The organism is Hydrogenophaga sp. NFH-34 (assembly GCF_021401345.1).
Classification (GTDB): Bacteria; Pseudomonadota; Gammaproteobacteria; order Burkholderiales; family Burkholderiaceae_C; genus Hydrogenophaga; species Hydrogenophaga electricum.
This window is the reverse complement of record NZ_JACBGE010000036.1, coordinates 1-17,767: the sequence shown is the minus strand read 5'-3', so window position 1 is coordinate 17,767 and position 17,767 is coordinate 1. Positions and strand designations below refer to the sequence as shown.

At 67.7% G+C, this 17,767-nt stretch carries 16 protein-coding genes; 6 read left to right on the top strand and 10 right to left on the bottom strand.

Annotated elements, in window-relative coordinates:
• Window positions 1-114 precede the first annotated feature (114 nt).
• The 9 genes from dctP to L0977_RS23685 all read right to left on the bottom strand — a co-directional run bounded on the left by dctP (window position 115) and on the right by L0977_RS23685 (window position 10,327).
• Complete coding sequence (gene dctP, locus L0977_RS23725; RefSeq protein ID WP_234267409.1) at window positions 115-1,107, bottom strand: TRAP transporter substrate-binding protein DctP; 993 nt, start codon at window positions 1,105-1,107, stop codon at window positions 115-117.
• A gap of 168 nt (window positions 1,108-1,275) precedes the next feature.
• On the bottom strand, window positions 1,276-1,974 hold the full coding sequence (locus L0977_RS23720; protein WP_234267408.1) for a TetR/AcrR family transcriptional regulator: 699 nt from the start codon (window positions 1,972-1,974) through the stop codon (window positions 1,276-1,278).
• A 30-nt stretch (window positions 1,975-2,004) separates the two neighbouring features.
• Window positions 2,005-3,579 carry an acyl CoA:acetate/3-ketoacid CoA transferase gene (locus tag L0977_RS23715; RefSeq protein WP_234267407.1) on the bottom strand — a complete coding sequence of 525 codons (1,575 nt, stop codon included), beginning with the start codon at window positions 3,577-3,579 and terminating at the stop codon, window positions 2,005-2,007.
• A gap of 123 nt (window positions 3,580-3,702) precedes the next feature.
• The gene (locus L0977_RS23710) at window positions 3,703-4,866 is read right to left on the bottom strand and encodes an acyl-CoA dehydrogenase family protein (protein ID WP_234267406.1); all 1,164 of its coding nucleotides are present in this window, start codon (window positions 4,864-4,866) and stop codon (window positions 3,703-3,705) included.
• Between the two features lie 237 nt (window positions 4,867-5,103).
• A complete protein-coding gene (locus L0977_RS23705) occupies window positions 5,104-5,907 on the bottom strand; it encodes a sugar phosphate isomerase/epimerase family protein (protein ID WP_234267405.1) in 804 nt (267 codons plus the stop codon).
• 122 nt (window positions 5,908-6,029) lie between these two features.
• Window positions 6,030-6,656 (bottom strand): NIPSNAP family protein, encoded by a 627-nt coding sequence (locus L0977_RS23700; RefSeq protein WP_234267404.1) that lies wholly within the window; start codon window positions 6,654-6,656, stop codon window positions 6,030-6,032.
• Between the two features lie 18 nt (window positions 6,657-6,674).
• Window positions 6,675-8,408: an FAD-dependent oxidoreductase gene (locus L0977_RS23695; RefSeq protein WP_234267403.1), complete on the bottom strand. Its 1,734-nt coding sequence runs from the start codon at window positions 8,406-8,408 to the stop codon at window positions 6,675-6,677.
• Between the two features lie 18 nt (window positions 8,409-8,426).
• Entirely contained in the window at window positions 8,427-9,260 is an 834-nt protein-coding gene (locus L0977_RS23690; protein WP_234267402.1) for an IclR family transcriptional regulator, read from the bottom strand.
• Between the two features lie 29 nt (window positions 9,261-9,289).
• Complete coding sequence (locus L0977_RS23685; RefSeq protein ID WP_234267401.1) at window positions 9,290-10,327, bottom strand: Gfo/Idh/MocA family protein; 1,038 nt, start codon at window positions 10,325-10,327, stop codon at window positions 9,290-9,292.
• Window positions 10,328-10,454: 127 nt separating this feature from the next.
• Here L0977_RS23685 and L0977_RS23680 point away from each other — a divergent pair, with 127 nt between their 5' ends.
• The 5 genes from L0977_RS23680 to L0977_RS23660 all read left to right on the top strand — a co-directional run bounded on the left by L0977_RS23680 (window position 10,455) and on the right by L0977_RS23660 (window position 16,238).
• Window positions 10,455-11,249, top strand: coding sequence for a shikimate dehydrogenase family protein (locus L0977_RS23680; protein WP_234267400.1), 795 nt, complete (start codon window positions 10,455-10,457; stop codon window positions 11,247-11,249).
• Between the two features lie 2 nt (window positions 11,250-11,251).
• Complete coding sequence (locus tag L0977_RS23675; protein WP_234267399.1) at window positions 11,252-12,991, top strand: FAD-dependent oxidoreductase; 1,740 nt, start codon at window positions 11,252-11,254, stop codon at window positions 12,989-12,991.
• 149 nt (window positions 12,992-13,140) lie between these two features.
• Window positions 13,141-14,154 (top strand): tripartite tricarboxylate transporter substrate binding protein, encoded by a 1,014-nt coding sequence (locus L0977_RS23670; protein ID WP_234267398.1) that lies wholly within the window; start codon window positions 13,141-13,143, stop codon window positions 14,152-14,154.
• 87 nt (window positions 14,155-14,241) lie between these two features.
• The gene (locus tag L0977_RS23665; RefSeq protein WP_234267397.1) at window positions 14,242-14,751 is read left to right on the top strand and encodes a tripartite tricarboxylate transporter TctB family protein; all 510 of its coding nucleotides are present in this window, start codon (window positions 14,242-14,244) and stop codon (window positions 14,749-14,751) included.
• A complete protein-coding gene (locus tag L0977_RS23660; RefSeq protein ID WP_234267396.1) occupies window positions 14,748-16,238 on the top strand; it encodes a tripartite tricarboxylate transporter permease in 1,491 nt (496 codons plus the stop codon). Before L0977_RS23665 ends, L0977_RS23660 begins: the two co-directional genes overlap by 4 nt.
• Before the next feature lie 59 nt (window positions 16,239-16,297).
• Here L0977_RS23660 and L0977_RS23655 read toward each other — a convergent pair whose 3' ends face one another.
• Window positions 16,298-17,233, bottom strand: a complete 936-nt coding sequence (locus L0977_RS23655) for a helix-turn-helix domain-containing protein (RefSeq protein WP_234267395.1) — start codon at window positions 17,231-17,233, stop codon at window positions 16,298-16,300.
• Between the two features lie 14 nt (window positions 17,234-17,247).
• Between L0977_RS23655 and L0977_RS23650 the strand changes: the two genes are divergently transcribed.
• Window positions 17,248-17,767 (top strand): SDR family NAD(P)-dependent oxidoreductase (locus tag L0977_RS23650; RefSeq protein ID WP_234267394.1); only part of this gene is annotated, 520 nt, incomplete at its 3' end.

Here is a 17,767-nt window from a genome sequence, read left to right as displayed (position 1 = left end):
GCGAGGTGCCCCCTCCAGGGATACCGAGGAACCGGCTCAGAGCCGGGCCTCAGGTGCCGTCCCCCTCCCGCCGCAGGCGAGAGATGGGGAAGCCGCGCAGCGGCGCAGGGGGTGTCAGAGTTTGTTGATGCGGTCGAGCATGCCGGCCGGCCAGTCGGCGGCGAACTTGCTCTTGCTGTAGACGCCCAGCACGTGCTGGCGGAAGGCCGCCAGGTCGGGGGTGTAGACGTCCAGGCCCTGCTGCTTCATGAAGACTTCCTGTTCGGCGTCGTCCTTGAGGGCTTGCGCCGTCACGGCCGCAGCGAACCTGTCGGCCGCAGCCTGCAGCGTCTTCTGCTGCGCCGGGGTCAGGCTGTTCCACTTGGACAGGCTGATGGTGAACAGGTTGTTGGCAATCAGGTGGCCGGTCTTGACGATCTGCGAGGTGACTTCGTAGAACTTCATGCTGCGGACCGCGCCCATGGGGTTGTCCTGGCCGTCGATGGCACCGGTCTGCAGCGCGGTGTAGACCTCGGTGAAGGCCAGCGGCGTCGGGTTGGCGCCCATGGCGGTCCCGACGAACTGCCAGGCCTCACCGGGCGGCATGCGCAGCTTGATACCGGCCAGATCGGCCGGCACCATGATCTTCTTCTTGGGCTTGAGGCCCAGGTTGCGCACGCCGATGTAGGGCACCGCCAGGACCTTGATGCCCATCTGCTTTTCCATCATGGCGAACAGCTCCTGGCCGACGTCGCCGTCGAACACCTTCTTCATGTGCAGGTGGTCGCGGAACATGTAGGGCGTGGTCACGATGCCCCAGGCCGGGATCTGCTTCTGCACGTCGAAGGCCGCCAGGTTGGCCATGTGCAGGTTGCCGCGCTGCATGGCGACCGGCTCGGTGCCCTGCTTGAACAGGGTCGCGCCGAAATAGGGCTTGAAGTCGAAATCGGCCCCCAGGCTCTTGGCGAACACGTCTTTGAGGATGGCGGCGCGCGGGTCCGATTCGACCAGCGTGTCCGAATAGATCAGCTCGACCTTGCCCTGTGCCGCGGCCCAAGAGGGCAGGGTGGCTGCGCACAGGGCGGTGGTGGCGCCGAGCAGCGCACGGCGGGTGAGGCGATGGGGCATGGTGTATCTCCTGAAGGAAGGGATGGCCTGAAAGCGGCGCCCGGCAAGCGGTTTCAGTCTTCAGGAAATAATGTACGAACCAGTTAATTCAGTCAACGACAAGCGCGTTGGTGTTTTCCCTAGGCGGTGTCGGGGTGCCGCGCGGGCGGCCGGGCGTGAGCACGCGCCTCAGAGCGCGAGCAGGAAGCGTTCGATGGTTTCGACCACGCTGCGTCGGCGCAGGGCGATCCAGTCGGGCGAGGCCGCGTCGAACTTGAAGATCAGGCCAAAGGTGTGCCGGTTGGACACATTGAAGAAGGTGAGCGCCGAAATGGAGGCGTGGATGTCGAGCGGATCGAGGCCCGGGCGGAACACCCCGCTGGCCAGGCCGCGGCGGTAGAGCGATTCGATGGCCGAAATCGCGGGCACGTTCAGGGCCTGGATCTCGGGGCTCTGCGCCAGGTACTGGCCCCGGTTGATGTTTTCGTTCATCACCAGGCGGATGTAGTCCTCGTGCTCGCGGTGGTGGTCGAAGGTGTATTCAACCAGGCGACGCAGCGCCTCGACCGGGTCGAGGTTTTCCAGATCCAGGTCCGCCTCATGGGTCCGCATCTCCCGGTACGAAGCTTCCAGCACCGCGGTGTACAGACCTTCCTTGCTACCGAAGTAGTAGTAGATCATGCGCTTGCTGGTCTGGGTGGCGTCGGCGATCTCGTCGATGCGCGCGCCCGCCAGCCCTTTTTCGGCGAACTCCTGCTTGGCCACGTCGAGGATGTTGGCCATGGTGCGGTCGGGGTCGTTGGTGCGCAGCGGTTCCTTGCGCGCACCGCGCGCCGGCGGCGTTTTGCGCGTCGCCGCCGGCTTGACCTTTTGTACCGTCTGGTTCATTCGGCCAGTATAGAACCAGCCGGCGATTCCTCAGGCGGCCAGGAAGTGCGCCGCGTCCATCACCTTCAGATCGGCCGCCACGCGTGGGGTGAAGGCCATCTGGTCGAGGATGTCGCGCTGCAGGTCGATGCCGGGCGCGATCTCGAACAGCTCGACGCCTTCGGGGGTGAGGCGGAAGCTGCCGCGTTCGGTCAGGTAGAGCACTTCCTGGCCGCGCACCAGACCCTGCGGGCCGCTGAAGGTGATCTGGTCGACCTGCTTCACGAGCTTCTGCACCGCGCCCTGCTGCAGCACGCGCATCTGGCCGTCGCCGGTGGCCAGCTTCACGCCCTTGGCCGCCAGCGTGCCGCAGAACACCACCTTCTTCGCGTTCTGTGCGATGTCGATGAAGCCGCCGGGGCCGACGGTGACGCCGCCCAGGCGCGAGACGTTGACACTGCCTTCTTCGTCCAGCTCGCCGAAACCGAGGCAGGCCACGTCCAGCCCGCCGCCGCCGTAAAAGTCGAACTGCGTCGCGGCGTCGAGCATGGCGGTGGCGTTGCGCGCGTAGCCGAACAGCACGCCGTCCATCAGCGTGCCGCCGTAGGTGCCGTGTTCGATGGTCTGGTAGATGCGGTGCTGCTCGTTGCGCGCCGCGATCAGCTTGGCCACCGCGTCGGGCACGCCCACGCCGTAGTTGATGACGGGCCGGGCCTTGCCGGTGTTGAACAGCTCCACCGCGGCACGGCGCGCCACGGCCTGGCGCTCGCTGAACGCTTCCTGCGTGGCGGCCACTTCGCGCGCATGGTCCTCGGCCTCGCTGGCCGCGCGGGCCGCGCCGGTCAGTTCGCCGCTGAAGGCCGGGTCGAAGGGAATCGCGTAGCTGGTCTGCTGGTCCGGGTCGACCACGATGGCGTCGACCCAGGCCGAGGGAATGCGCACTTCGCGCGCCTTGAGCGAACCCTTGGGCAGGCGTTCCTTGACCTGCACGATCACCGTGCCGCCGCTGTTGCGCGCGGCGAGCGCGAGCGACTGGGCGTCGAGGTTGGCCGCCTCGTGCTCGAAGCTGATGTTGCCGTCCTCGTCGGCGGCGCTGGCGCGCACGATGGCGACGTGGATGGGGAAGGGCTTGTAGCGCAGCCACTCGCGCCCGGCGATGGTGATGACCTCGGCCAGGTCTTCATGGGCCGCGTCGTTCATGCGGCCGCCACCGAAGCGCGGGTCGCAGACCGTGCCCAGGCCGATGTGGCTGATCAGACCCGGCCGGCCCGCACCGATCTCGCGCATGAGCTGGCTGCTCACGCCGCCGGGCAGGATATAGGCCTCGATCTTGTTGGACAGCGCGAGTTGCTGCATGGCGGGTGACCAGACCCAGTGGCCGCCGATGACTTTCTTCACCAGGCCTTCGTGCGCGAAGCAGTTCATGCCCTTGGTCTTCTTGTCGCCGATGCCCAGGGCGTGCATCACCGTCAGGTGGCGCGGCTGCTGGGTGGACAGGTAACGCGCCTGCACCGCCTCGAACACGTGCGTGGCTTCCACCAGGCCGCCCCCGCCGCCCATCAGGCCCACGGTGTCGCCGTCCTTGATCAGGTTCGCTGCTTCTGCAGCGGTCATGAATTTGCTCATGGTTGTCTCTTTGATATTCGTGAAATCATTTCGCTCGCACCGACGAATGCCTGTGGCGGCCTCCTCATGCTGGGGTACCAGAAATCGTCGGCCGCCGCTCAGATCTCGTTCAACGAAGGGATGTCAGCGGTTCACATCGAAGAGTTGCGCACCCTTCTTGAGCGCCGACTTGGCAATCACCCCGCGGTGAATTTCCGACGTGCCATCGAAGATCCGGTAGATGCGCGCGTCGCGGTAGTAGCGTTCGATCGGCAGCTCCTTGCAGAAACCCATGCCGCCGAAGATTTGCACTGCGCGGTCCACCACGCGGCCCAGTGTCTCGGCCGCGTGCACCTTGACCATGGCGATCTGTTCGCGGGCGTCCAGGCCCTGGTCCAGCATCCAGGCGGCGTGGTAGACCATCCAGCGCGCGGCGTTGATCTCGATCACGCTGTCGGCCAGCATCTGCTGAACCATCTGGAAGTCGCCGATGCGGGTGTTGAACTGCTTGCGGTCGTTGGCGTATTCCAGCATCAGCTCGCACACGTGCGTGGCCTTGCCCACGGCGCGCGCGCCCACCTGGGCCAGGCGCACCACGTTCAGCGCGCCCATGGCCAACTTGAAGCCCTGGCCCTGTTCACCCAGCAGGGCGGCGTCTTCCAGCACCACGTTGTCGAAGAAGAGTTCGAGGTGGGGCGTGCCGCGGATGCCCATCATCTTCTGGTCCTTGCCGACGGTGAAGCCGGGCAGGCCCTTGTCGACCATGAACATGCTGATCTCCTTCTCGCCGGTCTTGGCCGAGACCAGGAAGAAGTCGCTCCACTCACCGTCGCTGATGAAGTGTTTGGCGCCGTTGAGCACCCACTGGCCTTGCTCGTTGCGCTTGGCGTGGGTCTTGATGCCGGCCGCGTCCGAACCGGCACCCGATTCGGTGATGGTGATGGCGCAGGTGCGCGTGCCTTCGATGGCGGGCTTGAGCCAGCGCTCGACCTGCTCACCCTTGCAGTGCAGCAGCGGCTCGTAGACGTTGCCGAAGGCGCGGCGGATCAGGATGTCGGTGGTGTGGCCGAACTGTTCCTCGCACAGGATGCGGTCCAGGTTCGACAGGCCGCCGCCACCGAGTTCGGCCGGCATGTTCATGCCATACAGGCCCAGGGCCTTGGCCTTGGTGTGGATGGCGAGCGCCTTGTCCTGGGGCAGCGCGCCGGTGTTCTCCACCTCGTCTTCGAGGGGTTTGAGTTCTTCGGCGATGAATCGACGCACGGTGTCGATCATCATTTTCTGTTCGTCGTTGAGAGAGAAGTCCATAGTGTCTTTCAGATGGGATGTGAGCCGTCAGTCCACCGCGGGGAGTGCGGTGACTGAACCCAGGACACCACCGGTCCGGCTCCGCCGGCCGGCAGGTGTCGCCCCCCTGGAGGGGGTGCCGCAACGCGGCGCGGGGGTGCGCCCATCAGGCACTGCTGAACCAGCGCGCCCCGAAGAAAAACGGCAGGCGCGACAGGTGTTGGCGGGAATTCCTCATGGCGATCGGCGCAGGGGTGTTCAGCCCGTGAACGGCCGGCTGGCGGCCAGGCAGGTGGCGGCCCATTGCGTCGGGTCGGCGGTTTTCTCGCGCTCGTGGTGCACCACCTCGACGCTCACCGGCAGGTCGGCGGGCAGGGCGGCGAACAGGCCCCGCACGTCGATGTTCCCCTCACCCGGCAGCAGGCGTGCGCAGCGCGCGGTGTGGATCATGTCTTCGGTGCTGAAGTGCGTGCCAGCGGTGGCGTCGCAGATCTGTGCGTAGTGCAGCAACTGCCGCGGGAGGGCGCGGATGTCGTCCAGCGTGGTGGTCGAGCGGCCAAAGTGCAGCGCGTCGACCAGGATGCCGGCGTTGGCCGGCATGCCGGCGTTCTGCACCACGCGCAGCGCGGTGTTGGCGTCCTTCACGGCGGTCCAGGGCATGAACTCCAGGTCGGCCGTGAGGCCGTAGGGCGCCATCACCTCGCACAGGCGGGCGTAGTTTTCGGTCAGCCGCGCTTCGTTGGTGTCGTCGCCGGCGACCAGGATGGCCTTGGCCTTCAGGGCAGCGCAGGCGTCGTAGAGCGAGTCCCAGGTGTGCGGATCGAAGCTGTCGCCGATGCGGATGATCTCCACGTCGAAGATGCCGACGCCGGTGTCGGCCATGGCGGCCAGCGTCTCGCGCAGCACGTCGGGCCGGTCGATCAGGAACTGTTGCGGCGCGCTGGGGCCGTTGGGCCACAGGCGCAGGCCGGCGAACTGGTAGCCCGTGGCCGCGGCCACGCGAACGGCTTCAGGGGGTGTGCAGCGGTGGGCGTTCAGGTAAGCCAATGAGTAGGGGCGCATGGTGGATCCGGAGCAAGGTGTCTGAGGCCGAGAACACCGCGGAACCGGCTTTGCCGGGCCGCTGGTGTTTCCCCTTGAGGGGCGGGGCGGCTGGGCGCAGCCAGCCAGCGATGGGGGTGGTCTTATTTCAGCGGGGAGACGGCGGTCGGCAGCGCGATGGTCGAGACCATGTCGGTGGTCAGGTGCGCCGGTCCGCCCTTGGGCGGCCAGATGCCTTGGGCCACCGCGTCGGCGCGGGCCTTGCTGCGCGCGTCCAGCGTGGGGTAGGCCCAGATGTTGGTGAAGCGCAGCGGACCGTCGAGCGCGACCATCGCGACCACGCAGGGCGAGAGCTTTTCGCGCGGCGGCACGTACTGTTCCCACAGGTCGATGGTGGCTTGCACGCCGCCCGGCTTGATGCCGTAGGTGCGGATCTCGTAGACCGGGCCGCTGATGCCGCTGTCGGCGCTGGGGCGCACCGGCTTCATCCACGGGAACCCTTGGTAGCTGTGCTGCTCCAGCTTCTGGAAGATCTCGCCGCAGCCGAAGGGCGAAGCGCTTTTCTGCGTGCGCTCGCGTTCGGTCTGGAGGCTGGCCAGATCGGCAAAACCGCGCAGCACGATCATCTGGTTGAGTGGGCCGATGTCGGTGAACCAGCAGGCCAGCAGTTCGCCCTGGGCCTCGGGCGCGGTGCAGAAAGCCTGCACGTTCTGGGCGGCGGTGCCGACGGTGCCGAAAGGCAGGGTCAGGGTGGCGAGTTCGTAGAACATGGGTCGTCCTTGTGGAAGTCAGAGGGGAAGGGGGTGGCCGGCTGCGTGGTGCGCGGCGATCCAGCCGAAGGTCATGGCGGGGCCGAGCGTGATGCCGCCTGCGGGGTAGTGGCCGGCCATCATGGAATCCATGTCGTTGCCGCCCGCGTAGAGGCCGGGGATGGGCTGGCCCGTGGCGTCGAGCACCTGGGCGCTGGCGTTGACCTGCAGCCCGGCGAAGGTGCCCAGGCTGCCGGCGACGATGCGCACGGCGTAGAACGGGCCGCGTTCGACCGGCCCCATGCAGGGGTTGGGCCAACCGCGTTCGGCGGCGAAGGCGGCATCGCCCTGGATGCGGTTGTAGGGCGTTTCCCCCTTGGCGAAGTCGGCATCCTTGCCCGTGCTGACCATGGCGTTGTAGCGCTGCACGGTGCGCTCCAGGCCGTCGGCCGCGATGCCGCAGGCGCGGGCCAGTTCGGGCAGGGTGCGGCCGCGTTTCACATACCCGTTGGCCAGCATCGGGCCCAGAGGCATGGGAGCGGGTTTGGCGGCGCCCAGGCCGTAGTGGCGCATGAAGTGATGGTCGCAGACCAGCCAGGCCTGCACCGGCTGACCGGCAGGGGTGGCCTGGATCAGCGCCTGCATCACGTCGTGGTACGAGTCGGCCTCGTTGGTGAACCGTTGGCCGTTGGCACGCACCATGATCAGGCCGGGTTTGGCGCGCTCGATCAGGTGCGGGAAGTGGGCGAACGAGCCGTCGGGGCGCGGCACCAGGGAAACCGGCGCCAGCGCGGCGGCCTGCAGCGCGGTGGTGCCGACCTGGCCGCCAGCGCTTTCGCCCAGGCGCAGGCCGTCGCCGGTGTTGCCGGGCGAGGCGGCGGACCAATGCTCTTTGCCGGTGGGCGCGTGCGGCAACAGCGCGGCCTTGCGGGCGCTGTCGTGCGGGAAGCCGCCGCAGGCCAGCAGCACACCGCAGCGCGCGTGCACGTCGACGGTTCCGTCCGGGGTGGCGAGCACCGCGCCGGTCACGCGCTCGCCGTCGCGCAGGAGCCGGCGCGCCGGGCTGGCGGTGCGAATCTGCACGCCGGCTTCGAGGGCCGAGGTGGCCAGCGCCGCGACCAGGGCATTGCCGTTGACCAGACGCATGCCCCGGCGGTGGACCAGCAGGTCTTTCCAGTGCGCCAGCACGCGTTTCGTGACGTACCAGAACGAGGCCGGCTGGCGCATGGCGTTGAGGAAGTGGCGCAGTTCGGCGCCCGAGGCGATCCCCATGCCCCACAGCGTGGTCTCGGGCAGGGCCGGCTTGAGGTCGGCGATGCGGCCACCCAGGCGCCGGCCGTCGAACGGGGCGGCGCAGAGCGAGCGGCCGCCGAGCGCGGCGTGGGGCGTGCGGCCGTGGAAATCGGGGATGGCGTTGCCGTCGATGAAGCGCAGGGCGGTCTTCGAGCGGAAGAACTCCACCATGCGCGGCGCCGCTTCCAGGAAGGTGCGCGCGCGGGCTTCATCGAAGCGGTCGCCGAGTTCGTGGCGCAGGTAGGCCAGCGGCTCGTCGATGGGCTCGGTGATGCCGGCCTCGACCGCGAGTGGGTTGCGGGGCAGCCACATCCAGCCGCCCGACCACGCGGTGGTGCCGCCGAACTGGGCGTCTTTTTCGGCGACGATGACGTTCAGTCCGAGGTGGGCGGCCGTCACGGCGGCGGCCAGGCCGCCGGCGCCGGAGCCGATCACCAGAAGATCACAGGAAAGGGCAGTGTCGGGTGATCGCTCGGACATGAACAGGGGTGAGCGCCGTCAGACGGCGTAGATGGGCTTGCGGCCTTTGACGTCGCCCGGGGCGGCGGTCTCGGCCGTGAGGTTGAAGAAGGGCGAAGCGCCGCTGGCGGCGGCCAACTGGGCCGCGATGGACAGCAGCTCGGGCACCAGCGACTGCATGCGTTCGGCGGTGAAGCGCACCGTCGGGCCGGCGATGGTGAGCACGCCGATGGCGGGCTGGCCGGCAAAACGCACGGGTGCCGACATGGCCGACAGGCCCAGGCTGTAGGTGTCCACCGTGAGGCTGTAGCCTTGCTCGCGCGTCTGGTGCACGGCGTCGAGCACCGCCTGCAGGCTGGTGGGCGCTTTGGGGCCGAACTGTTCGGGCGCGCCGAGCCCTTGTTTGGCGACCAGGGCGAGTGCGGCGTCGTCGCTGAGCGTGGACATCCAGGCCCAGCCGGAGGACGAGCAGGACAGGCGTGCGTCGGAGCCCATGTCCGGGTCGTAGCGCAGGCCCTGGCGGGCGCCCTGGGCACGGGCCACCCAGGTCAGGCGCTCACCATCGACGACCGACAGGCGCACCAGTTCACCCGAAACCTCGGCCAACTGGTTGAGCAGCGGCTGCGCGATGTCCACGATGCCGGAGTTGCTCAGGTAGGACAGCCCCATACTCACCAGCTTGGTGGTCAGCAGGTAGTCGCCATGGCCGCGGGTCTGGCGCACATAGCCCAGCCGCACCAGGTCGGCCAGCAGACGGTGCACACCGCTGCGCGGGATGTCAAGCCGGTCGGCAATCGCGGCCAGCTCCATGCCTTCGCCGTGTTGCGACAGCAGTTCGAGGATGCCGAGGGTTCGTTCGAGGACGCCGTTCATGGTGGGTGTTCCGTGGGTGCAGGAAAACCTCAGACGGTACAGGAAACCGCGGTGCCGCTGGCGGCCGCGTCGAGCACGGCGCGCGTGGCCTGCAGGGTGCGCAGGCCGTCCAGCGCGCTGCACAGCGGGGCCTCTTCGCCGCAGATCACGGCGGCGAAATGCAGCAACTGGCGCGTGTACGGGTCGGCCTTCAGGGCGGTGCGTTGCTCGCGCGTGATCGGGTGGTGCCAGTGGCGCTCGCCCTCGTAGTGCCAGAGGGAAAGGTCGGGCAGCGAGAGCGAGCCCTCGGTGCCGGCGATGAACAAGGTGTTGAGATCCTGGCGCGGGTACTGGTCCTGTTCGCTGGCGCAGAAATCCCAGCACCAGGGCGCGACCGCGGTGTCGGACAGCAGCAGCGTGCCGAGCGCGCCGCTGGCAAAGCGGAGCAGGGCGCCCGCCGTGTCCTCCACCGCGAAGCCGCGCACCGCGTTGCTGGCGAGTGCCTGCACCTGGGTGATCTCGCCGCACAGGAAGCGCAGCATGTCGATTTCGTGGATCAGGTTGATCAGCACCGGGCCGCCGCCGGGCTCGCGTCGCCAGGCCATGTCGAAATAACCCTGCGGTTTGTAGAAGCAGGCCATGGCGTTGGCGCCGACGATGCGGCCGAGCCGGCCGCTGGCGATGGTCTCGCGCGCCTGCCGGTTGATCGGGTTGTGGCGGCGGTGGTGTCCCACCAGCACCGGCACGCCGGTGGTGGCCTGTGCGTCGACCAGTTGCTGGGCCTCGGCCACCGCGTCGGCGACCGGTTTTTCGACCAGCGCCGCGACACCGCGCGCCAGGCAGTCCAGGGCCATGGGCACGTGGGCCGGGTTGGGTGTGGCGACGACGGCACCCTGTGGCTGGAAGCGTTCGAGGGCGCCGAGGTGGTCGGGTGCCCAGTCCACGCCCAGGGACTCGGCGAGCTGGCGGCCGGCGTCCGACGGGTCGGCGATGCCGGCCAGGGTCAGCCCGGGGGTGCGCTGGATGCGGTCGATGTGGGTGCGGCCGATGGCGCCGGCACCGATGACCAGAAGGCGGACGGTGTGCATGGTCGTGTGTTGTCTCCGGCACCAAGTTTAGTCAAAAAAAGAACAACATTCAATACTTGAACACAATTCCACTTTTGCATATGATCCAGATCAACCACCCGATCCCTTGCAGATCCGAGCGAGACACATGACACAGAACCTCAGCGGCGCCACGCGCCTGCACTACATCGTGGGCGACCCCATTGCCCAGGTGAAATCCCCTGCGGGCGTGAGCCAGGCGTTTGCCGACCATGGCCGCGATGCGGTCTGCGTGCCGGCCCACGTGTCGCCGGCCCATCTGGCCGACTGGGTGCGCGGCGCTTCGCTGGCCCAGAACGTGGACGGCATCATCGTGACGGTGCCGCACAAATTCGCCTGCACCGACCTGTGCGCGACGACCTCCGAGCGCGCCGCCTTCCTGCACACGGTCAACACCATGCGCCGCAACGCCGACGGGACGTGGCACGGCGACATGTTCGATGGCCTGGGTTTCGTCACCGCCATGCAGGAAAAGGGGTGCGAGCCCGCGGGCAAGAAGGCCCTGCTGGTCGGCGCCGGCGGCGCCGGATCGGCCATCGCCCACGCGCTGGTGATGGCCGGTGTGAGTCAGTTGGCCATTCACGACCCCGATGACCAGCGCCGTGGTTCGCTGGTGGATCGCCTGGCCGGCCTGGGCCGGTGCCCGGTGGGCCACGGCAGCGCCGACCCGACCGGGTTTGATCTGGTGCTCAACGCCACCCCGGTGGGCATGAAAGCCGGCGACCCCTACCCGCTGGATGTGGCGAAGCTGACGCCTGCCATGTTCTGCGGCTGCGTCATCACCGCGCCGGCGGTCACCCGCTTCATCGCCGCCGCGCGCGAAAAGGGTTGCGCCACCATGACCGGTGCCGACATGTTTGCCCGTGTGCGCGATCTCATGGTCGCTTTCCTGCTGGGGGCCTGACCATGCAAGTCATTTCATCCCTTCAGGCGCTGCCGGCCGGTTCGGCGCAGGACCTGGTCGTGGTCGGCGCCGGCGGCGCCGGCATGGCGGCGGCGCTGTTTGCGGCGCTCGATGGCCGGAAAGTGCTGCTGGTCGAGCGCACCGGGCATGTGGGCGGTACCACGGCGCTGTCGGCCGGCACCACCTGGGTGCCGGGCACGCATCACGCGGCCCAGGTCAACCCGAGCGACACGCTGGCCGACGCTGCCCGCTACCTGACCAACGCCATCGGTGACCGCACGCCCGCGGCCTTGCGCCAGGCCTTTCTCGACCATGGGGCCGAGGCGGTGCGCTGCCTGGAAACCCGGACCGAGGTGAAGTTCCGGCCGTACCCCAAGCACCCCGACTACATCTCCGACCTGGGGGGCTCGACCCTGGCTGGCCGTGCGCTTGAACCGCTGCCCTTCGACGGTCGCCTGCTCGGTGACCTGTTCAAGCTGGTGCGCCCGCCGATCCCCGAATTCACCGTGCTTGGCGGGATGATGGTCGACCGCACCGACATCAACCACCTGCTGGCGCTGGGCAAGTCCTTCGCCTCGTTCCGGCATGCGCTGAAGATCATTGTTCGCCACGGCATGGACCGCCTGTCGTACCCGCGCGGCACGCGGCTGGTGATGGGCAATGCCCTCGTCGCGCGCCTGCTGTATTCGCTCTCGAAGCAGTCGGGTGTGACCCTGCTGCTCAACACCACGGTCGAAACCTTCGAACGCGGCGACCAGGGCGTGACCGGGCTCACCCTGCAGGCCGGCGCCGACCGCCGCACCGTGGCGGTGAAGGGCGGGGTGGTGCTGGCTTCGGGCGGTTTCAACCGCCATCCCGAGCTGCGCGCACGCATGCTGCCCGGAGCCGACATGGGCTGGTGCCCCGCCGCACCGGGCCATACCGGCACGGCCCACGCGCCGGCCCAGGCGGTTGGCGCGGCCTACGGCCAGGGCGCCCTGAGCAATGCCTTCTGGGCGCCCGTGTCGCTGCGCCAACGCGCCGACGGCAGCACGGCCGTCTTCCCGCACTTCGTGATGGACCGTGCCAAGCCCGGCATGCTGACCGTGAACCAGGCGGGCCAGCGTTTCGTCAACGAAAGCACGTCTTACCACCTGTTCGGTCTGGCGATGCAGGCGGCGAACCAGGTTTCGCCCAGCATCCCGGCCTATCTGGTGTGCGACGCGACCGCGCTGAACCGGTACGGCATCGGCATGGTGCGCCCCGGGGCCAGTGCCAAGGATCTGGCACCTTTCCTCGCCGATGGCTACCTCATCCAGGGCGCCACGCTGGACGAGCTGGCGCAGGCGCTGGGCATCGATGCCGCGGGCCTGAAAGCCAGCGTGGACGAGATCAACCGCTGCGCCGCGTCGGGTGTCGACCCGCGCTTCCACCGCGGCGAGACGGCCTACCAGCAGAACATCGGCGATGCCACCGCCGGCACGAAGAACCCCAACATCGGCCCGCTGACCACGGCCCCGTACTACGCGGTGAAGCTTTACCCCGGCGACATCGGGGCTGCCACCGGTTTTGCCGCCGACGGCGATGCCCGCGTGCTGGACGCCGATGGCCAGGCCATCCCCGGTCTCTACGCCGTGGGCAACGACATGCACTCGATCATGGGCGGCGTCTACACGGCGCCGGGCATCACCATCGGCCCCGGGCTGGTGTTCGCGTCGCTGGCGGCGCGGCACGCGGGGACCCGGCTTGCGGGGAAACCCTAAAACTGATCGATATTCGATCAGGTTTGTCTGATTGACGATCAATTCAAACCGTTTTCCATGGACCGGACCAAGACCCCGGTTCTACATTCCAGCCCCTGAGCCCGGGCATTCAGGGCTTGAAACCCCTCACCACTCGAAGGAGACATCCGATGCAGCCGTTCAAACGTCAATTCCTGGGCGCCGCACTGGCCGCCGCCACCCTGGTCGGTCTGAGCGCCCCGGCGCAGGCCCAGAACTACCCCGAGCGCGATGTGACCGCCGTGATCCAGTGGGGCGCCGGCGGTGGCACAGACGTGGCCATGCGCGGTTACGCGCCCTATGCCGAAGAGGCGCTGGGCCGCAAGATCGTGCTGCAGAACAAGCCGGGTGCCTCGGGCGCCATCGGGGCCAACTTCGTGCTGCAGCAGCCAGCCGACGGGTACACCATCCTGATGGGGGCCGAGCCGCAGTCGCTGTTCCGTGTCATGGGCGTGGCCGATTTCGACTACGACAAGTTCACCCCCATCAACATCGCTGCCGTGGCCAACACCATCCTGCTGGTGGCCCGTCCGGACGCGCCCTGGGCCAACACCCAGGACCTGCTGAGCTTTGTCCAGGCCAACCCGAAGAAGGCCAAGCAGTACCTGGCGGGCCAGGGCACCGTGCCTTTCACCATCAACGCCATGATGAGCACGCTGACCAAGTTCGAAACCATCCAGGTGCCGTTCGACGGTGACGGTCCGGCCATCGCCGCCCTGCAAGGTGGCCACGTGGACTTCGGCTTCATCGCCTCCGGCTCCGCCATCGAACACGTGAAGGCCGGCCGCCTCAAGGCGCTGGGCGTGCTCAGCGACAAGCCCTTCCAGGGCATTGCGCCCATGACCGACGCGCCGTCGCTGCGTGGCATCACCAAGTACCTGCCCTGGGGCTCCTGGTACGGCGTGTTCGTGCGCAAGGAAACGCCCGAGCCGGTCAAGGCCAAGCTGATCGCCGCGTTCAAGAAGGCGGGCGAGAACCCGCAGTACCGCAGCATGATGGAAGGCCGGGGCACCACCATGCTGAACATCAGCGGTGCCGAGGCCGAGGCCTTCATCAAGAAGTTCCAGTCCACCACGGCGTGGCTCTACCAGGGTGCCGGCGCGGCCAAGAAGGACCCCGCCACGCTGGGCATTGCCAAGCCCTGACGCGGCAGCGGGTTCAGGCGGTCCGGGGCGAAGGGTTCGCCCGGACCGCCTTGGGCACCCTTTGATCACCACAACGAGGAGAACACCATGCACACCAGCCATCCGCGGCTGCCCGGTGAGCTGACCTTCATGGCCCTGGTCGTGCTTTTCAGCGCGTTCATGCTCTGGGCTTCCTACAGCATTTCACAGTTCACATCCATCACCTCACCCGGCGTGTTTCCCATGCTGTGCGCGGCGGCCATGCTGGTCACCGGACTGATGAGCCTGGTCAAAACCGCCCGGGCCCGCCTGGTGCTCGATGACGGCGAAGGCTGGGTGCAGCAACTGGTGCGCAAGCTGTTCCCGCTGCAACTGGTGCTGTTCACCGGCCTCATCGTGGCCTACATGCTGCTGCTGGAGGTGCTGGGCTTCCTGGTGGCCTCCTACCTGTTCCTCGTGATCTCGATGCCCGTGCTGGGCAGTCGCCGCATCGGCCTGAATTTCCTGGTGAGCCTGGTGACGCTGGCGGTGATCTTCGTGGTGTTCCGCACCGCCTTCTCGGTCGTGTTGCCCGCGGGCAGCCTGGTCGGCCCCTACCTGCCGGAGTTGCTCAAATGATGGAAGCCCTGGGTTACTTTCTGATGTCCTGGCTGGACATCAGGATGCTCGCGCTGACAGCGCTGGGCACTTTCGCCGGCATCTACATCGGCGCCATCCCGGGCCTGTCGGTCACGATGGCGGTGTCGATCCTGATCTCGTTCACCTTCAAGTGGGACGTCAACGAAGCCCTGGCGCTGATCTCCGGCATCTACCTCGGTGGTGTCTACGGAGGCTCGCGCACCGCCATCCTGCTGAACATCCCCGGCGCGCCCTCGGCCATCGCCACGGGCCTGGACGGCTACCCCCTCGCCAAGCGCGGTGAAGCCGGCCAGGCCATCGGCCTGACCACGGTGATTTCAGTCTACGGCGGTTTCATCGGCATCCTGGCGCTGGCCGTGGCCGCCCCGGCGGTCTCCAGCCTGGCGCTGAAATTCGGCCCGCGCGAATACCTGTTGCTGGCGCTTTGGGGCATCCTGCTGGTGGGCAGCCTGTCGGGCGAATCGCTCTCCAAGGGCATCTTCTCCGGCGCCCTGGGCGCGCTGATCGCCTGTGTCGGTCTCGACCCAATGACGGGGGAACAGCGCCTGACCTTCGGCAGCCTGCAGCTCTCGGCAGGCATCTCCTACATCGCCGCCATGATCGGCTTCTTCGGCGTGGCCGAGGTGATCGCGCAGATCCACGACCTCAAGATCAAGGCCATCAAGCAGAACGTCAGCAAGATCATTCCGCCGTGGGGCCTGGTGCGCAAGCACCTGGGTCTGGCCACGCGCACCTCGACCATCGGGGTGGTGGTGGGCGCGCTGCCCGGTGCCGGTGGTGACATCGCCGCGCTCATGGCCTACGACCACGCCAAGCGCTCGGTGAAAAACCCGTCGCGCCCGTTTGGCGAGGGCGCTTACGAAGGCCTGGTGGCGCCCGAGTCGGCCAACAACGCCGCCGTCGGCGGCGCCTACGTGCCCATGCTGACCCTGGGCATTCCAGGGGACGCGGTCACCGCCGTGATCATCGGTGCGCTCTACATCCACGGCCTGAAGCCGGGACCGATGCTGATGATCGAGACCCCGCACCTGTTCTGGTTCGTGGTGGGCTCGCTGTGCCTGGCCAACATCTTCCTGCTGATCTTTGGCCTGACCGGCATCAAGATCTTCGCCAAGATCGTCGAGACGCCCAAGCCCATCCTGCTGCCGCTGATCCTGGTGCTGTCGGCGGTGGGGGCCTACGCCATCAACAACAACCCGGTCGACGTGTACTGGATGCTGGGCTTCGGCCTGCTGGGCTACCTGCTCAAGATGTACGGCTTCCAGGTCGGGCCGGTGATCCTGGGCATGATCCTCGGCCCCATCATGGACCGCAGCTACCGGCAGGCCATGCTGTCCACCGGCGAAGACGTCGGCCTGTTCGTGACCGAGTTCTTCACCACGCCGCTGTCGGCCATCCTGCTGGCCGCCCTGGTGTTCACGGTGGTCAGCCAGACCGGTTGGTACAAGCGGCTGAGAAATCGGTAAGTCTCGTGCGGTTGCGCAGCTTGAAGACCCCCGGGCCTGTGGTGCCCGGGGACGGGCTGTCAGGCGGTCGAGGGGTTGGCGAGCTGCGCCAGCGCCTGGGCGCGGAACTCGCGCGGGCTCAGGCCGGTGTGGCGTTTGAAGAAGCGGCTGAAGTAGGCGTCGTCCTCGAAGCCGAGTTCGGCTGCCAGCTGTTTGACGCTGCTCACCGTGTAGACCAGTTCGCGCTGGGCTTCGTGCACCAGCCGGGCGTTGATGACGTCCAGTGCCGACATGCCCAGCACTTCGCGGCAGATGCGCGAGAGCTGGCCGGCCGTCAGGCCCAGCGCGTCGGCATAACCCTGCACGGGGCGGTGGTGCCGGAAGTCGCGGTCCAGCAGGGCCCGGAACTGCTGGATCTGCCGTTGCTTGCGCGAGCCCGTGGTGGGCCCCGCAATCCCGGTGGAAGCGCCGGTACCTGCCAGCCGCGCCACCTGCACCAGCAGGGCGGTCAGCAGGGCCATGCCCGCGGCGGTCTGTCCCGTGTTGTGCGTGCGCGATTCGTGCTCGATCGCGAGAAACAGCGGCATCAGCGAGGCCTGCGCGCCCGGGTCTTCCGACAGGGCGATCACGCGCGGGGTGCGGATCGTGTCGACCAAGTCCGGCATCAGGATCGCCGACAGCGACTCCAGCACCTTCTGCGTCGCGGTGACCACGGGGCCGTCCACATCCGGCGAGAAGTGAAACCCGTGCGCGGCCCCGGCCGGCACCATGATCAGGCAGGGCGCGCGCGCGGGAATGCGCGCACCGTTCATGCGGACCTCGCTCGACCCGGCGGTCAGCAGCAGCAACTGCACAAAAGCGTCGTGGCGGTGAACCTGGATTTCCCACTGGTAGGGGGCCGATCGCTGCGGGATCCACTCGAAGTTGAACGAGTTGGACCAGGCCGGTGCGTCCTGGTCGCCGTAGAGCGCGTAGTTGGGAATGCGGGTGGCCATGAGCAGATCCGGTTGATGCATGAATTGTCCTGTTGGTGGCCGAGATCGTCAAACCAGAAAAACGGCGCGGACCGAACAATGAACCGCATTCCAATCAGGAGACAGGTATGTCATCAACACCCCCCCACTGGCTTGGCCTGAAGGGCCGCGTCTGCGCCGTCACCGGAGCGGCCAGCGGCATCGGCGCCGCTGTTGCCCGGCAGCTGCTCGAAGCCGGTGCCCATGTCGCGCTGATCGACCGCGACGCCGAAGGCGCACGACGCCAGGCCGATGTCCTGCAGCAGGAATGGGGTCTTCAAGGCCAACGCATCCTGGCCATCGCGTGCGACATCTCGAGCGAAACGCAGACCCTGGAGGCGGCCCAAAAAGTGCAGTCCGAGATGGGCGATGTTTCGGCCCTGATCAACAACGCCGGCCTGTTGAAGGCTGGGACACTGGAGAGCGTGAGCGTGGCGGACTGGAACACGGTGCTGTCGGTGAACCTGACGGGCTACCTGCTGTGCGCGCGGGCCTTCAAGGCGCAACTGCAGCGCACGCGCGGCGCGCTGGTGCACG

What these genes read in the sequence shown, in the direction of transcription:
- L0977_RS23675 (WP_234267399.1), top strand. Translation starts at nt 11,252, where the DNA reads ATGCAAGTCATTTCATCCCTTCAGGCGCTGCCGGCCGGTTCGGCGCAG.
- L0977_RS23665 (WP_234267397.1), top strand. Translation starts at nt 14,242, where the DNA reads ATGCACACCAGCCATCCGCGGCTGCCCGGTGAGCTGACCTTCATGGCC.
- L0977_RS23705 (WP_234267405.1), bottom strand. Translation starts at nt 5,907, where the DNA reads ATGCGCCCCTACTCATTGGCTTACCTGAACGCCCACCGCTGCACACCC.
- L0977_RS23655 (WP_234267395.1), bottom strand. Translation starts at nt 17,233, where the DNA reads ATGCATCAACCGGATCTGCTCATGGCCACCCGCATTCCCAACTACGCG.
- L0977_RS23690 (WP_234267402.1), bottom strand. Translation starts at nt 9,260, where the DNA reads ATGAACGGCGTCCTCGAACGAACCCTCGGCATCCTCGAACTGCTGTCG.
- L0977_RS23700 (WP_234267404.1), bottom strand. Translation starts at nt 6,656, where the DNA reads ATGTTCTACGAACTCGCCACCCTGACCCTGCCTTTCGGCACCGTCGGC.
- L0977_RS23680 (WP_234267400.1), top strand. Translation starts at nt 10,455, where the DNA reads ATGACACAGAACCTCAGCGGCGCCACGCGCCTGCACTACATCGTGGGC.
- L0977_RS23670 (WP_234267398.1), top strand. Translation starts at nt 13,141, where the DNA reads ATGCAGCCGTTCAAACGTCAATTCCTGGGCGCCGCACTGGCCGCCGCC.
- L0977_RS23720 (WP_234267408.1), bottom strand. Translation starts at nt 1,974, where the DNA reads ATGAACCAGACGGTACAAAAGGTCAAGCCGGCGGCGACGCGCAAAACG.
- dctP (WP_234267409.1), bottom strand. Translation starts at nt 1,107, where the DNA reads ATGCCCCATCGCCTCACCCGCCGTGCGCTGCTCGGCGCCACCACCGCC.
- L0977_RS23660 (WP_234267396.1), top strand. Translation starts at nt 14,748, where the DNA reads ATGATGGAAGCCCTGGGTTACTTTCTGATGTCCTGGCTGGACATCAGG.
- L0977_RS23695 (WP_234267403.1), bottom strand. Translation starts at nt 8,408, where the DNA reads ATGTCCGAGCGATCACCCGACACTGCCCTTTCCTGTGATCTTCTGGTG.
- L0977_RS23715 (WP_234267407.1), bottom strand. Translation starts at nt 3,579, where the DNA reads ATGAGCAAATTCATGACCGCTGCAGAAGCAGCGAACCTGATCAAGGAC.
- L0977_RS23685 (WP_234267401.1), bottom strand. Translation starts at nt 10,327, where the DNA reads ATGCACACCGTCCGCCTTCTGGTCATCGGTGCCGGCGCCATCGGCCGC.
- L0977_RS23710 (WP_234267406.1), bottom strand. Translation starts at nt 4,866, where the DNA reads ATGGACTTCTCTCTCAACGACGAACAGAAAATGATGATCGACACCGTG.